A 14,990-nucleotide genomic window follows, 5' to 3' on the forward strand; every position below is an offset into this window, starting at 1 on the left:
ATTGGTCAACTTGCTAGGTAAAAAACGGCTCGCGCACCGTGAGCAGGAGACGCGAGCCGGAGGTGAGATTAGTTAGGGATCTTGGCGTCGATACCTTCGACGTACCAGTTCACGCCTGCAAGTTCTTTATCCGTCAGAGAATGACCTGAAGCGATCACTTGATGACCTTGGTTATCATTCATCGGGCCGGTAAACGGAACGATAGCGCCAGATTTAATTTTGTCTTCTGTACTGAGTATAGCCTGTTTGATTTCAGCAGGTAGGTCAGGGTTAATTGACACGATCTGCAGAACGTCATCTTTCAGGCCGCCCCAGTAATCCTGTGGCTTCCAGTTTTTATCCATCACACCTTCGACAGTTTTGATGTAGTGCGGCGCCCAGTGGTCACGCACAGAGAACATGTGCGCTTTCGGCGCAAAATGGCTCATGTCAGACGCTTGGCCAATCCCCATCACGCCACGTTTTTCAGCGGCAATCAGTGGCGCCGGGCTGTCGGTGTGCTGAATGATGATGTCTGCGCCTTGGTCAATCAGTGCGTTCGCTGCATCCGACTCTTTGCCTGGGTCATACCAGGTGTTGACCCAAACAATTTTCAGTTTGATGTCTGGATTGACGCTCTTCGCGCCCAGATAGGTGGCGTTGATGTCACGAATGACTTCCGGAATCGGGAACGTTGCGATGTAGCCCAGCGTGTTGGTTTTGGTGGCCATCCCCGCAGCGACACCAGATACATAACGACCTTCATAGGTACGCAGCACGTACGTGCCCAGGTTTTTATCCATCTTGTAGCCGGTGGCGTGCTCAAAGGTCACTTTCGGAAAACGTTTCGCCACTTTCGCCGTTGGGTTCATAAAGCCAAAAGAGGTGGTGAAAATTACGTCATTGCCCGATTTCGCCAACTGCGTGATCACGCGTTCCGCATCCGCACCTTCCGGTACGTTTTCAACAAACGTGGTTTTGACTTTTCCACCGAAGTACTTTTCCATTTCAATACGGCCTTGGTCGTGCTCATAGCTCCAGCCATGATCGCCAATCGGTCCGACATAGACGAAGCCGACTTTCAGCGGATCATCCGCCAGTGCCGAAGTTGAGAGCAGTGCAGACACAGAAAGTGCCGCAGCAGTCATCCACTGATTTAGTTTCATGAAATTCTCCGTTTTCATTTTATGGTTTGAGTTGAGATTGTTGCTGTTTGAATTAAGGCTTTCGGTTTACAACGCATCGTTATGAATGGATAAAGCAAAAACTTGACCAATTGGTCGTGTTTTGAAAATTTATTTTTCATTGATGAGAAAAAGCCTTACGCAGTAAGGCACCGAAAGCGAAAGACGTGCTTCAAACATGGAAAACATACGTTGGAACGGATGGGAGAATGCGTAATTTTGGTGCTTAGTGATTCACGATGTGCACACATTTGATGCAGCTTAAATCAGCCGCGATTAAAAAAGCCCGCAGTGGCGGGCTTCTTCATGTCGTGACGTTTTGGTTTTAATTACGATGAAACTTCATGACGATACAATTTAGTGGCGTTTGGGATCGAATGGTTTGCCTAAACTCATCGGCGTTGCCAATTTCTGGCGCAGCTCGTTTGAACTGAGCAGCACCATCACCACAACCGTTGCCACATAAGGCGTCATCGCTAAGAGGTTTGGTGAAATATCCACGCCCACACCTTGCATCATCAAATGCATGATCGACGTGAAACCAAACAGATACGCGCCCAAAACCAGATAGCCAATTCGCCACGACGCGAACACCACCAAAGCCAGCGCAATCCAGCCGCGGCCTGCGGTCATGTTCTCCATCCACATTGGCGTGTAGGCGAGGGACATATACGCGCCAGCCAAACCTGCCAATGCCCCCCCGATTAACGTGACAATGTAACGAACTTTAATCACCTCAATGCCAAGCGCATTGGCTGAGTGAGGATTTTCGCCAACCGCGCGAATAATCAGCCCCGCACGCGTCTTGTGCAGCACCCACCAAGCGCCAACGACCAACACGAAGCTGAGGTAGACCAGCAAGTCATGATTGAACAGCAATGGACCAATGAACGGAATGTCACTCAGCAGCGGAATCGGCATCGCTTTGAAGCCGACGATCGTGGATCCAACCAAGCTGCCGCCGAGAAACGCACTGAGACCTGTGCCAAAGATGGTTAATGCCAGCCCAGTCGCCACCTGATTGGTGTTCAGAGTTAAGGTCAGGACGCTAAACAGCAACGCCATCAGCATGCCGGCCAACATGGCAACCAGAATGCCAACCAACAAACTACCGGAGAAATAGGCGCCCGCGAAGCCTGCCATCGCACCCATCAACATCATGCCTTCTTGGCCTAAATTCAATACGCCCGTTTTTTCACAAATCAACTCGCCCAATGCGATGATGAGTAACGGGGTTCCGGTTTTCAGTGCCGCAATACACAGCGATTGAATCAATAACGCATCCATTATGCGGCTCCTTTTTCGTCAACAAGTGTAGTTTGCGCGGGCGCCCGTAACGCGCTTTTGGGGACAAAGCGATAGTGAATCAGAAAATCACACGCCAGCAGGAAAAACAGCAGCGTGCCTTGGAACAGCCCGGTGACCGCGGTTGGCAGCCCGAGTTCGATTTGTGCCAGATCGCTTCCCATATAGAGCGCGCCCATAAACAGCGACGCAACAATGACACTGATCGGATTCAGGCGCCCCAAATACGCCACGATAATGGCTGCGTAACCATAGCCAGGCGAAACGGACGGCACCAGTTGACCAATCGGGCCCGCGACTTCGGCTGCCCCTGCAAAACCTGCCAATGCGCCAGCAAACAACATCACGCCCCAAACTAGGCGATGCTCTGAAAAACCGGCGTATTTGGCAGCCGCACGCTCAGAACCGAGCACGCGCAATTGAAAGCCGGGCAGGGTTTTGAACAGCACAACACCCGAAACCATCGCAATCACGACTGCAACAATGATCGATGCTGATGCGCGTCCGCTGTCAAACAGCGGATGCAGCAGCGCAGCATCGGCAAACATTTGGGATTCAGGAAAGCCGAACCCTTGCGGATCGCGAAGCGGGCCATGCACCGCCCACAGCAGCACATACAAACCGATGTAGTTGAGCATGATGGTGGTGAGAATGATGTTGGTGTGAAAACGACGGTTCAGCCACGTCGGAATCGCGGCCCAGCCAGCGCCTGCAGCCATGCCCGCAATTAAGGTCGCCAGTAGCATGCCAATTCCTGAGGTATCATCGGCATTTACCGCTACCGCACTTGCCGCCACGGCGCCAATCAATAACTGGCCTTCAGCGCCAATATTCCAGATGTTGGCTCGATAACAGAGCGCTAAACCCACGGCACACAGCATCAACGGCGCGGATTTCACCAGCAATTCGCCCAAGTTGTAGCTGTCGGAAAAGGGCATCATCACAAACACCTGAAACGCTTTCAGCGGGCTGACGTTCAACCACACAAACAGCACACTGGAGACGGCTAACGTTAAGGTAACGGCGATAAAAGGAGAGAGCCACATCATCAACTTTGAACTTTCTAGACGAGGTTGCACGTTAAGCATGGGCCACCTCCTGCGACACAATAAAGCCGCCTGCAATCCATTCACCGATTTGATCAATGGATGTGTCCGCCGTTTTCACCGCCGAAGAGACGTGGCCCTCATAAATTGCGGCGAGGCGATCGCAAAGAACGAACAGCTCATCAATATCCTCAGACACCACCAGAATGGCAGCGCCTTCGTCGCGCAATGCGATCAACTGTCGGTGGATCGCGCTGGCCGCACCGATATCCACACCCCAAGTAGGGTGCGCACAAATCAACAAACGCGGTGCTTGTGCAACCTCACGCCCCATGATGAATTTTTGCAGATTCCCGCCAGACAAACTTTTCGCTTGCGACTGCTCATTGCGGCACTTGACCTGATTGGTTTGAATCAGTTTTTGGGCCATGTCTTTGAGTTTGGGAAATTGAATCACACCGCTGCGACAAAGCGAACGCGCATGCGTCAGCAAGGTATTCTCTTCTAAACTCATCTCCGGCACGGCGCCTTGCCCCAAGCGATTGGCAGGGACGTAGGCTAAGCCCAGTTGGCGGCGGCGTCCCGCATGCAAATGGCCAATCGGCGCATTTTGCCACTGGATAGAGTCGTTATCGGCGCGAGTATCTTCGCCGCTCAGCACAGCCAACAAGTCTTCCTGACCATTGCCTGCAACGCCAGCCAAACCAAAGATTTCGCCACTGCGAAGCTCAAGATTAATGCGCTTTAAGCTGCATCCAAACGGATGAGACGGCGCGAGTGACAGATTGACCGTGCGCAGCACCACTGCTTCACCGGCAGTTTTCGGATACGTTTCCGACAACTGGGTTTCATCGCCAACCATCATGCGCGCAATTGAATTGGGCGTTTCGTGTGAAGGGTTGCATTCCCCAGTCACTTTGCCGCCTCGCAGAATAACGGCGCGATGACAAAGCGTGGTGACTTCCTTCAACTTATGGCTGATGAACAAAATCGCGCAACCTTCCGACGCCAGTTGATTGAGCACGGTAAACAGCCCTTCGATTTCCTGAGGGGCCAGTACCGAGGTCGGTTCATCAAGGATCAGCAGTTTTACGTTCTGAATCAAACAACGCAAAATTTCGACTCGTTGGCGCTCCCCGATACTCAGGCTGTGAACGTAACGGTCCGGGTCAACGTGTAACTGATATTGTTCACTTTTTTCGACAATGGTTTGGCGTAAATCATCCAAGGAGTCGAGAAATTCCTTATCTAGCCCCAACTGGATATTTTCTAACACCGTCAGGGTTTCAAACACAGAGAAGTGCTGGAACACCATGCCAATCCCCATGGCGCGAGCCTGATTGGGGGATGTCATGCTGACTTCATGATTATTCCATAAAATCGCACCTTCACTGGGCGTGTTGACCCCATAAATCATTTTCACCAGCGTTGACTTTCCGGCTCCATTTTCACCCAGTAGAGCGAGAATTTCGCCGGGAAACAGTTTGAGATTCACTTTGTCATTCGCCACGACACCCGGGAAGAACTTACTGAGATTCCACAGTTCGAGAAGTGGTGTAGTCATTTTGAGCAGATTCCTTTCTATTTTTTTCGAAAGGGTAAATGCAAAAACTTGACCAAGTGTTCAAATAGAGTGGCAACAAGGGCTGCGCTGCGCTATGTCGCAACCTGCTGAACCATAAATGTGCAGATGCCTGAAAACGGTGCATATTTAGACACTTGACAACCGATGCGTAAGCAATGATTACTGTAATAAAGGGCCAATATGAAAGGAGTTCTCTTGGAGACTGAACTGGGACAGCAGAAACGCTCTATTTCGGGAGAAATTCGTCGTCGCAACCAGGAATTAATCTTGCAGGCTGCTGCTGATGAATTCGTAAAACATGGATACAAAGGCACATCGGTTCAAGCGATTGCCGATCGAGTGAATTTGCCCAAAGCCAATATTCTCTATTACTTCAAGTCCAAAACGGGACTGTATAAAGCGTTATTGCAGGATATTCTCACGCTGTGGAATGAAGGTTTTTCAGAAAGTGCCATCGACAGTTCGCCACAAGCTGTGCTTCGCAATTATATCGTCGGCAAAATGCGCTATAGCCGAACGCATCCTCAAGAGTCGAAGATCTTCGCTCAAGAGATTATTCAGGGCGCGCCGGTGATTCGTGATGAAATTCAGTTTCCGGTCGTCAACTGGGCAGCGGGCAAAGCAAGTGTGATCAACGCGTGGGTAGAACAGGGGCTAATTCGCCCGGTCGATCCGCTACATTTGCTGTTTTTGATATGGGGAGCCACCCAATTTTACGCTGATTTTGATACTGAAATTCAGCTCATCAAAGGTGCGCCCATGTCCGAAGAAGAGTTTGAACAGGCACAGCAATTTCTTGTCGATATGATTTTACGCGGCCTTGCCGTGACATCGTAACTTTAAGCTTCATGGAGGAAGACTTGAGCCCGAACAGCAGTAAAAAAGTCCCATTATTTGGGATCGGGATTGCCGGCAATTTCGCTGGCCACTTACAACAGACTGGCGAAGCAAAAGCGCTTCAAGGTGACGTGGATACCAGTCGCCCGCAGGCGCTTTTTCCCTTTTATGTCACGGACGCCAGCGACGAATACTTAACGGTTAATCCGTATTCGTTTGACAGTGTTCTGTTACCTAATGCTCCAACGGCACGGGTGCAGATGGAGCCTGAAATCGCACTTGTGGTTAAGGTGAACTATCTTGGCACAACCGTTATCGGGCTGGAACCAGAATCGATGACGCTGCTCAACGATTTGACTCATCGCAATGCCGTTGTTAGCAAATTGGCTGAAAAGAAAAACTGGGGGTTGGCATCAAAAGGCATTGCGAAAAAAGCGTGGCCACTGACCAGTTTCAGCTCCGAAGATGGGCTCGGGAAGTACCGATTCTGCAGCTTTCATCGCCGAGATGGCGTTTGGTCAGCGTGTTGCCATGACGTCTCATTGAGTGATTACAGTTATTGCTATGAACAGTTGATTTCTTGGTTGATAGAACAGCTCAACACCCAGAAAAACGAAGGAGCACTGCATAACCTCACCAAGCTGATTGGCGAGGCAGGGTACCCCAAACGCATGTTGATCTCACTGGGTTCATCTCGCTATACGAAATACGGTGAAGAGCACCAATTACAATCCGGTGATGAACTGTGCGCGGTGCTGTATGACTCGACACGTATTGATAATCCCGAAATCCACTCCCTGATTGTTGAGCAGACGTTTGACGAACTTTTACAGCAACACATTGTACTTAAGCAATCTGTTTATGCGCGGGCAGAATAGACTTACGCCATAAACGACAAAGGAGCCAATCGGCTCCTTTGTCGTTAGGACTTCACTCGATGACGTCCTTCTTTCTTAGCTTCAAGCAGCAATTTATCTGCCTGTTCAAACGCCGAAACGAAGTTATCGTTATCTTTTATCTCAGTGACACCGAAACTACAAGTGACAATGTCACTCATTCCGTGGACGCGTAACTTTCCGATTGCTTCACACAGGCGTTCTGCAACCTGTAACGCTCCCGGTAGGTCATCGCCGGGTAACAACAGCATAAACTCATCGCCACCAAATCGGCCGATTTTATCGGAAGGGCGAATCTCCTGCTTAACGAGATTTGCAATGGCTATCAATACTTTATCGCCAATGATGTGGCCGTAATTATCGTTAATCACTTTAAACTTGTCGATATCGAACAAAATCATTGAAATCGGCTGGTTATAACGACGCGCGCGAACAACTTCGTCATGAACATTACGAATAAAGAACTGACGGGTTTGTACATCCGTCAGAATGTCTTGCTCGGAAAGGCGGCGTAGCTTCTGATTGTCGACTAAAATGTGCGGCACCCAGAGCCCGAAATAAGTGTTGGCCGCCAGTAAATAGATGGTGAACTGATACACCATCGCGCGTTCAGATAATCCCAGAACATCCACCAGCACCGCCGTTAGCGTGCTGAGCACTGCCAAGCTGATGAACGAACGTGAGGCAGTTTCGGTAAACACAATCCACATCTGTGCAATACCAAGAAAGAACACCATGAACACAATCTGTGAAGAAGGATAGGCGGCCACAAGCATACTGATGCTCAATAAAATAAGGCCTGCGGTAATCAGCTTATAAATAAAAGGCTTCAGCGGTAAATCATCCAACAATGGTTTGAAATGCTTTATCAACCATCGGCCTTCAGAAGGGTAAAATTTCCCGAGAATTGATACGATCAGCGGTGTGATGACCACAACACCAATCAAATCACCCACCCACCAAGGGACCCACAATTGCATGATGTCGGAGTAATCGATGATGCCGGTCATCGCCAAGGCAGTCGAGCCGCCGATGGCGGCAACCAACGAGGAGCACACGGCTAAGATCAAAAATAGCAAAATCAGATTGGGAACTTTAACGGTGTCTTGCTCTGCACTGATCTGCTTAAGCAACGAAGCACCAAGCCAGTATGCGAAACTGTGAATACCTGCGAATAACAAACCGGTGGAAACCAATGTCGTAAATGACTGATTGGCACCGTAAATGCTATTTTCCCAAAAGGTCGCAGTAATTGAGCACAAAATGAGAACGGGTAAATACGACCAGCCCAAAACCAAAAAGATAGCGAATGTTACACCGGAGGGAGGAAACCAGACACTGACGTGTGGCTCATATTCCATCAGAGCAGCAGCCCGCCACATGATAAGCCAAGCACAAGCGACCAAAATCGGGCGTAGAGAAATTGATCGCATCCATTTGTCATAAATCGACAGAACATCTTGATTAACAGCCAAATGTCCTCCTTGACCTTCACTGCATGACGTAGGCTTATTTAATAGTAGTTACTGAACAATAACTCACTAAGTCGTTATTGAGTTTTTATTCATTTACTTACAAGTTGATTAAAGAAATTTGACATAAATCATAAGATTGCACCACGATAGCACTTAGAGTAGCGCCAGTTCTCAACATGGAGACATACGGAAAAACTTTGATGTCCTCGGTGCCGAGTATCGACTAACATAAGTTTAATATTCAACTGAATACAGATGACTTGCAGACGTATGTTGAAACGCAACTTCGCTATACCTCTTGGGACTTTCCTTTTTACTTACTCCTCATGGGCCATCGCAGGTTACTCATCCATCCAGAATTTTTTGGAGAACAGCTTTGCGGCAACGATCGTACTGAGCGACAGTGATGTATTTACCGTTGGCATCAGCGATTTTGATCCTAACAAGTTGCTCAACACTGATAATGAAGAATGGGGCACGGAGGAGTCGCTCGACAACCGCAAGAAATATGCTGTTTCGACACTACCTTATACGTTTGAACTCAGCGAGGCGGATGCCATTAATCAGCACAGCATTTTACTGCGCTTATCCGGGATGGTATCTGAAGAAACGGTGCAGTTTGCTACTGACGAGCCGAAAGACGATTTTCGTCAGGTGATCGCTGACTTATATGTCGCCTACCGATTTACACACCATTTCGATGAACACTGGTCGTTTGAGCCCGGATTTGGAGCTCATTTGTTGCGCTATGAAAATAGCATGGATTACAACAGCCCAACCGGAAAACAAATTGCGCCGTTTCTTGACAATTTATTGTTCAATACCACAGCGTGGGCCAACGTTTATGAGCCGCACTTTAAAGTGAAATATAAGTCAGAAGAATCCTGGGGGCGTTGGCAAGTTTCATCCTCCTGGCACTACTTTTATGGCTATGGATGGGGGGAAGCGAATGAAGGCGATATCGGTCATCCCGAAGGGTGGTATATCGCCAACGGAGTAACTGCAGCTTATGACTTTTCACAGCTCGGTCGTTCTGTTCAGTCTATCTACTCAAGCCTAAAAAGGGTGGACGTGGGTGGAGACATCAACCAGCCTCTGGGCACATCGATGTACTATGAGGCAAGCGTTGGATGGTTAATGACACCACCATTTGAAATCAGTTTTATAGACAATATTGGAATTGGATTGGCCTTAAACTACGGCAGCGCATTCAAAGGCGGCAGTATTGTGCTGTTTTTCAATCAGGACTGATTCGCCACTTTGACACAGTTTCGACCCGCTTTTTTCGCCGAGTAGAGCGCCTGGTCTGCCAATTTGATTGCCGAGATAGGATTGCGCTCCACGGTACTGTCGCAGACACCAATACTGACGGTGATGTTCACCGATGTGCGTTTTGCATCAGAGCGCTGTTTCACGCCATCTTTATCGTTCTTTGGCCGCGAATCAAAATTACGAATCACAAGATCATACTGTTCAATATCAGAGCGCAGCAGCTCCAGAAAATCCGCCGCTTGATCGGCGGTTTTACCTTTAAACAGAACGGTAAATTCTTCGCCGCCGTAGCGATACACTTTAGCGCGCCCCTGAACCAAGCGCAGCCGGGCCGCAACTAACTTGAGCACGTCATCGCCGGTCTCATGGCCATAGGAATCGTTGAACTTCTTGAAGTGGTCCACATCCACCATTGCTACCGTAAAACGTCGCCCGAGATAGCGCATATCAAGATCCAGTGCATGACGCCCAGGTAGCTGCGTCAGCCTATCGTTAAATGCCATCTCGTGGCTGGCCGATAGCAAATACAGTATCAGCAGCACACCCGCTAACGAGAACATGGTGCTGGAGACATACTGCACCTGAAAGAAAATGAAGGTGTTCGACGCCAACAGAATTGAGGTGTAAATCACCACATCCATTAGACGATTTTTGGTTAACACAAAAATACTGGTGATGCCCGTCAATGCCGCAAGATAGAGCACCAAAATGAACGGCAGTTTAGATACTTGTTCAACTGAATAGAGCAAGCCGTCGTTAAGATCCGCAAAGCCACCGGATTGATATTGCGTGATAATGAGATAACACCACACGCCGAATAGAGTGAGAATACCTAAGTACACCGCAAATCCACGGCTAAATAATCCGCCGTTTTTAAAGGCATAGCTGAGCAAGCAAGCGATAGGCAGTAAAATAGCCAACAGAGACAGTTCGAGCAGGGTGGTGCCTGTCGTTAGCGGGGTTTGCAAACGATACTGAATCACCCAATAACATATCATCATCGCACAGGCCACCATAGCCATACGACTTTGCTTAAAGAGATGCGCGATCGCAATAGCGGCAATAAATAGCACGTAGGGCAAGTTGCCCGCAAATCCGAGATTTGAGCGGGTAATAAGAATGACGTTGTTCATTCCGAACCACAGTGCAGCCAGCAGAATGATGGGAAATGAAAAACGAAACCAATACGAGGTAACCAGACTCGACGACATGTTCTAACAACTAGCCATTTGACTTAATGATAAATTCAAAAATAGTTATGTTCGCTAGCATACTTCTATTTAATGATTTTCCAAGCTTTTTGCTAAACTTAAGTCGTAAAAGAGGGTGCTTGACCATACATTTAATCTTGTATACGCGACATTGATTGCCTATCGGTTAAGTGTTGGCTAGTGTAGCAAAACATCAAATCGCGCGTAGGATCGCCGATTATTTGTGTTCAGGAGAGTCAAGATGCAAATCAGTGTCGACGTACACAACTATATGGAAGCTCTGGTAGGCCAGGTGTTAGCCCAAGAGTATTACGTGGAAAACTACTCCAATGAGCAGTTAGCCGATTTGGCATGCCTCGCGCTCAGCCAGATTCGCCCAATCTACATTCGCCATGACATCGATTTTTTATCGGCATTGCCCGAGGCTCGTTTGGTGATATTGAAGAAAAGGGCCGAAACAGCTATTGAGGCCGCAGAATCGATGATCGTTGATGATCGTCGAAAAAATCGTGATGATGACCTGCCGGTTGTCATCGCTCAGACGCGTTTTGATGACGATGCAGAATTAGAGTGGTACGAAAAGCCGATTCTCGGCCATAAAGATCCAGCCTAAAATTGATTACCCAAAGGAGTTGTTGTGGGACTGTTTTCTCGTTTGTTTGGCGGTAAGTCAGAAAACCAAATCGAAGTCGTTCAGCCTGTCGAATACAAAGGCTTTCTCATTTATCAGGAGCCGCTTGCTGAAGGCGGGCAATATCGTATTGCCGGGCGCATAACCAAAGAAGTCGATGGTGAATTGAAAACCCACCGCTTTATTCGTTCCGATGTACTGCCAAGTAAAGAAGATGCCAAAGAACTGATGCTGAAAAAGGCGCAGATGTTTATCGACCAAATGAGTGGTCAGATCTTCTCTTAACTCATCCAGTCGTTGACAGAAATCATAAATAAAAGGGCCATAAGTCGATATGCTTGTGGCTCTTTTGTTTTTCTGTGCACTTTGCAAATTCCTGTTTTTATAGATATTTGCCTATACTGGTTTGACCTCTGCTGTGTTGAAGTGATGTTGTATTCCATGGGCAGAGTCAACAGAATCCTTTACTACCTAACGTTATAACTAATGAAAGTTTGTATTTATATAACAAATAGCTTGAAGTTAGGTTAGTCGTTAGATAAAAACAGAATAATCATTGTGCCAATAGTCAAGGAACAGCTATGCAAATTGGTGTACCAAAAGAAATACTCGCAGGAGAAACGCGAGTCGCTGCTTCACCAACGTCGGTTGAACAGCTCATTAAGCTAGGGTTTGAGGTCGCTATCGAGTCTCAGGCAGGATCACTGGCCAGTTTCGAAGATACTGCTTATGAAGCAGCGGGCGCGAAAGTGGTGAGTAAAGATGACGTATGGCAATCAGACATCGTCTTAAAGGTGAATGCTCCTGTTAGCAACGAAGAAGTTGATGAGATTTCTTTGCTCAAGGAAGGCGCTACACTGATTAGCTTTATCTGGCCTGCTCAGAATCCTGAGCTGATGGAAAAACTGACCGTTAAGAACATCAACGTGATGGCGATGGATTGCGTTCCACGTATTTCACGCGCACAAGCTCTTGATGCGTTGTCTTCAATGGCCAACATCGCAGGTTACCGCGCCGTGGTTGAAGCTGCTCACGAGTTTGGCCGTTTCTTCACTGGCCAAATCACGGCTGCAGGTAAAGTACCACCAGCGAAAGTTTTCGTAGCGGGTGCGGGTGTTGCTGGCCTTGCGGCTATCGGCGCGGCTGGTAGCCTTGGCGCTATCGTGCGCGCATTCGACGTTCGCCCTGAAGTAAAAGAACAAGTACAGTCTATGGGTGCAGAGTTCCTTGAAGTCGATTACAAGGAAAATTCGGGCTCAGGTGATGGTTACGCGAAAGAAATGTCCGATGACTTCAACAAGAAAGCTGCGGAGCTGTATGCCGCGCAAGCCAAAGACGTTGATATCATCATTACGACCGCCCTTATCCCGGGCAAGCCAGCGCCAAAACTGGTGACCAAAGAGATGGTCGACAGCATGAAGCCGGGTAGTGTGATCGTTGACCTTGCGGCCGCAAACGGTGGTAACTGTGAATACACAGTCAAAGACCAAGTATTTGTTACTCCAAATGGCGTGAAAATCATTGGCTATACCGATATGGTCGGCCGCCTGCCAACGCAATCTTCTCAGTTGTACGCAACGAACCTTGTCAACCTTCTGAAACTGCTATGCAAAGAGAAAGACGGCAACATCGACATCAACTTTGAAGATGTGGTACTGCGTGGCGTCACAGTGGTGAAAGGTGGTGAAATTACCTGGCCAGCACCACCCATTCAGGTCTCTGCACAACCTCAGCAACAGGCAAAAGTACAACCGATCAAAGAGAAAAAAGTTGAAGAACCCGTTTCTCCAATCAAGAAACTTGCTGGGCTGGTGATTGGCGTTGGCGCCTTCGCGTGGATCGCATCGGTTGCGCCAGCCGCATTCCTTGGTCACTTCACTGTATTTGTTCTCGCATGTGTTGTGGGTTACTACGTTGTTTGGAACGTAACGCATTCATTGCACACGCCTCTGATGTCCGTAACCAATGCGATTTCAGGCATCATCGTGGTAGGTGCACTACTGCAAATCGGGCAAGGCAATGGTGCAGTCACCTTCCTTGCGTTCATCGCAGTTCTAATTGCAAGCATTAACATCTTTGGTGGCTTTACCGTGACCAAACGTATGCTTGAAATGTTCCGTAAAAACTAAGGGAGTACACAATGTCTGCAGGATTAGTACAAGCGGCGTACATTGTTGCTGCTCTGTTTTTCATTTTGAGTCTGGCGGGTCTGTCTAAGCAGGAATCTGCAAAGGCAGGTAACTATTACGGTATCGCGGGTATGACCATCGCGCTGCTGGCAACGATCTTCAGCCCGGGTGCATCTGGCCTTGCTTGGATCATTCTGGCTATGGTGATTGGTGGTGCTATCGGTATGCATTTCGCGAAGAAAGTTGAAATGACCGAGATGCCAGAACTTGTGGCGATTCTTCACAGCTTCGTGGGTATGGCTGCCGTTTTGGTTGGTTACAACAGCTATCTGGATGCTCCAGAAGTGGCCACCCATGCCGAACATGTCATTCACCTTGTTGAAGTATTTATCGGTGTATTCATCGGTGCGGTAACCTTTACGGGTTCTATCGTGGCATTCGGTAAACTGCGCGGCATCATTAAATCGTCGCCGTTGAACTTACCTCATAAACACAAACTGAATCTGGCTGCTATTGTAATTTCAGCACTGCTACTGACGCGTTTTGTTAACGCAGACGGCAGCATGTTTGCGTTGATCGTGATGACTCTGATCGCGTTTGCTTTCGGTTACCACCTGGTAGCATCGATTGGCGGTGCTGACATGCCAGTCGTCGTTTCAATGCTGAACTCATACTCAGGCTGGGCAGCCGCGGCAGCGGGCTTTATGCTGGCAAACGATCTACTGATCGTAACAGGTGCATTGGTTGGTTCATCGGGTGCGATTCTGTCTTACATCATGTGTAAGGCTATGAACCGTTCATTTATCAGTGTTATTGCCGGCGGCTTTGGCCAAGAAGTGGTGATTAGCGGTGAGGAAGAGCAGGGCGAGCATCGCGAAATCAACGCTGAAGATGTGGCAGATATGCTGAAGAACTCAAAATCTGTCATCATCACTCCTGGATACGGTATGGCGGTAGCGCAAGCTCAGTACCCAGTGTATGAAATCACAGAAAAACTTCGTTCCATGGGTGTTGAAGTGCGCTTTGGTATTCACCCGGTAGCTGGTCGTTTGCCTGGCCACATGAACGTACTGCTTGCTGAAGCGAAAGTGCCCTACGACATCGTTTTGGAAATGGACGAAATCAACGATGATTTCTCAGATACGGATACCGTACTGGTGATTGGCGCGAATGATACGGTGAACCCAGCCGCACAAGAAGATCCAAACAGCCCAATCGCGGGAATGCCAGTGTTGGAAGTGTGGCACGCGCAAAACGTTATCGTATTCAAACGTTCGATGAATACGGGTTACGCTGGCGTCCAAAACCCACTTTTCTTCAAAGAGAACACACATATGTTGTTCGGCGATGCGAAGGATAGTGTAGACGCGATTTCTAAAGCACTGTAACCTTCCGGTTAAGACCTCTAAGAAGCCAGCATTTCGCTGGCTTCTTTATTTT

13 protein-coding genes are annotated in these 14,990 nt (G+C 48.4%); 7 read left to right on the forward strand and 6 right to left on the reverse strand.

Going from position 1 to position 14,990, the window contains the following annotated elements; translation table 11 throughout:
* Positions 1–68: 68 nt before the first annotated feature.
* From LGV68_RS18180 to LGV68_RS18195, 4 genes are all read right to left on the reverse strand, one after another.
* Positions 69–1,145 (reverse strand): BMP family ABC transporter substrate-binding protein, encoded by a 1,077-nt coding sequence (locus tag LGV68_RS18180; RefSeq protein ID WP_024375425.1) that lies wholly within the window; start codon positions 1,143–1,145, stop codon positions 69–71.
* 375 nt (positions 1,146–1,520) lie between these two features.
* Positions 1,521–2,450 (reverse strand): ABC transporter permease, encoded by a 930-nt coding sequence (locus tag LGV68_RS18185; protein WP_047458294.1) that lies wholly within the window; start codon positions 2,448–2,450, stop codon positions 1,521–1,523.
* Complete coding sequence (locus LGV68_RS18190; protein ID WP_020328573.1) at positions 2,450–3,556, reverse strand: ABC transporter permease; 1,107 nt, start codon at positions 3,554–3,556, stop codon at positions 2,450–2,452. Before LGV68_RS18190 ends, LGV68_RS18185 begins: the two co-directional genes overlap by 1 nt.
* Positions 3,549–5,078, reverse strand: a complete 1,530-nt coding sequence (locus LGV68_RS18195; protein ID WP_222754120.1) for an ABC transporter ATP-binding protein — start codon at positions 5,076–5,078, stop codon at positions 3,549–3,551. The genes LGV68_RS18190 and LGV68_RS18195 overlap by 8 nt, the downstream gene beginning before the upstream one ends.
* A gap of 216 nt (positions 5,079–5,294) precedes the next feature.
* Between LGV68_RS18195 and LGV68_RS18200 the strand changes: the two genes are divergently transcribed.
* Positions 5,295–5,936 (forward strand): TetR family transcriptional regulator C-terminal domain-containing protein, encoded by a 642-nt coding sequence (locus LGV68_RS18200; protein ID WP_020328571.1) that lies wholly within the window; start codon positions 5,295–5,297, stop codon positions 5,934–5,936.
* Positions 5,937–5,959: 23 nt separating this feature from the next.
* Positions 5,960–6,814: a DUF5718 family protein gene (locus LGV68_RS18205; protein ID WP_252535824.1), complete on the forward strand. Its 855-nt coding sequence runs from the start codon at positions 5,960–5,962 to the stop codon at positions 6,812–6,814.
* A gap of 44 nt (positions 6,815–6,858) precedes the next feature.
* Here LGV68_RS18205 and LGV68_RS18210 read toward each other — a convergent pair whose 3' ends face one another.
* Positions 6,859–8,307, reverse strand: coding sequence for a diguanylate cyclase (locus LGV68_RS18210; protein ID WP_233932789.1), 1,449 nt, complete (start codon positions 8,305–8,307; stop codon positions 6,859–6,861).
* A 270-nt stretch (positions 8,308–8,577) separates the two neighbouring features.
* Here LGV68_RS18210 and LGV68_RS18215 point away from each other — a divergent pair, with 270 nt between their 5' ends.
* A complete protein-coding gene (locus LGV68_RS18215) occupies positions 8,578–9,558 on the forward strand; it encodes a Solitary outer membrane autotransporter beta-barrel domain (protein ID WP_061055638.1) in 981 nt (326 codons plus the stop codon).
* Here LGV68_RS18215 and LGV68_RS18220 read toward each other — a convergent pair.
* Positions 9,549–10,790, reverse strand: coding sequence for a GGDEF domain-containing protein (locus LGV68_RS18220; protein WP_252535826.1), 1,242 nt, complete (start codon positions 10,788–10,790; stop codon positions 9,549–9,551). The two genes, LGV68_RS18215 and LGV68_RS18220, sit on opposite strands and share 10 nt — an antisense overlap.
* Positions 10,791–11,031: 241 nt before the next feature.
* Here LGV68_RS18220 and LGV68_RS18225 point away from each other — a divergent pair, with 241 nt between their 5' ends.
* The 4 genes from LGV68_RS18225 to pntB all read left to right on the forward strand — a co-directional run bounded on the left by LGV68_RS18225 (position 11,032) and on the right by pntB (position 14,938).
* On the forward strand, positions 11,032–11,403 hold the full coding sequence (locus LGV68_RS18225) for a late competence development ComFB family protein (protein ID WP_024375431.1): 372 nt from the start codon (positions 11,032–11,034) through the stop codon (positions 11,401–11,403).
* Between the two features lie 24 nt (positions 11,404–11,427).
* Positions 11,428–11,706 carry an HlyU family transcriptional regulator gene (locus tag LGV68_RS18230; protein ID WP_020328565.1) on the forward strand — a complete coding sequence of 93 codons (279 nt, stop codon included), beginning with the start codon at positions 11,428–11,430 and terminating at the stop codon, positions 11,704–11,706.
* A 296-nt stretch (positions 11,707–12,002) separates the two neighbouring features.
* On the forward strand, positions 12,003–13,550 hold the full coding sequence (locus tag LGV68_RS18235; RefSeq protein ID WP_020328564.1) for a Re/Si-specific NAD(P)(+) transhydrogenase subunit alpha: 1,548 nt from the start codon (positions 12,003–12,005) through the stop codon (positions 13,548–13,550).
* Positions 13,551–13,561: 11 nt separating this feature from the next.
* Complete coding sequence (gene pntB / locus LGV68_RS18240; RefSeq protein WP_024375590.1) at positions 13,562–14,938, forward strand: Re/Si-specific NAD(P)(+) transhydrogenase subunit beta; 1,377 nt, start codon at positions 13,562–13,564, stop codon at positions 14,936–14,938.
* Positions 14,939–14,990: the final 52 nt, after the last annotated feature.

The sequence above is a fragment of the Vibrio sp. LQ2 genome (assembly GCF_023920125.1).
In the GTDB taxonomy this organism is placed as follows: Bacteria; Pseudomonadota; Gammaproteobacteria; order Enterobacterales; family Vibrionaceae; genus Vibrio; species Vibrio fluvialis.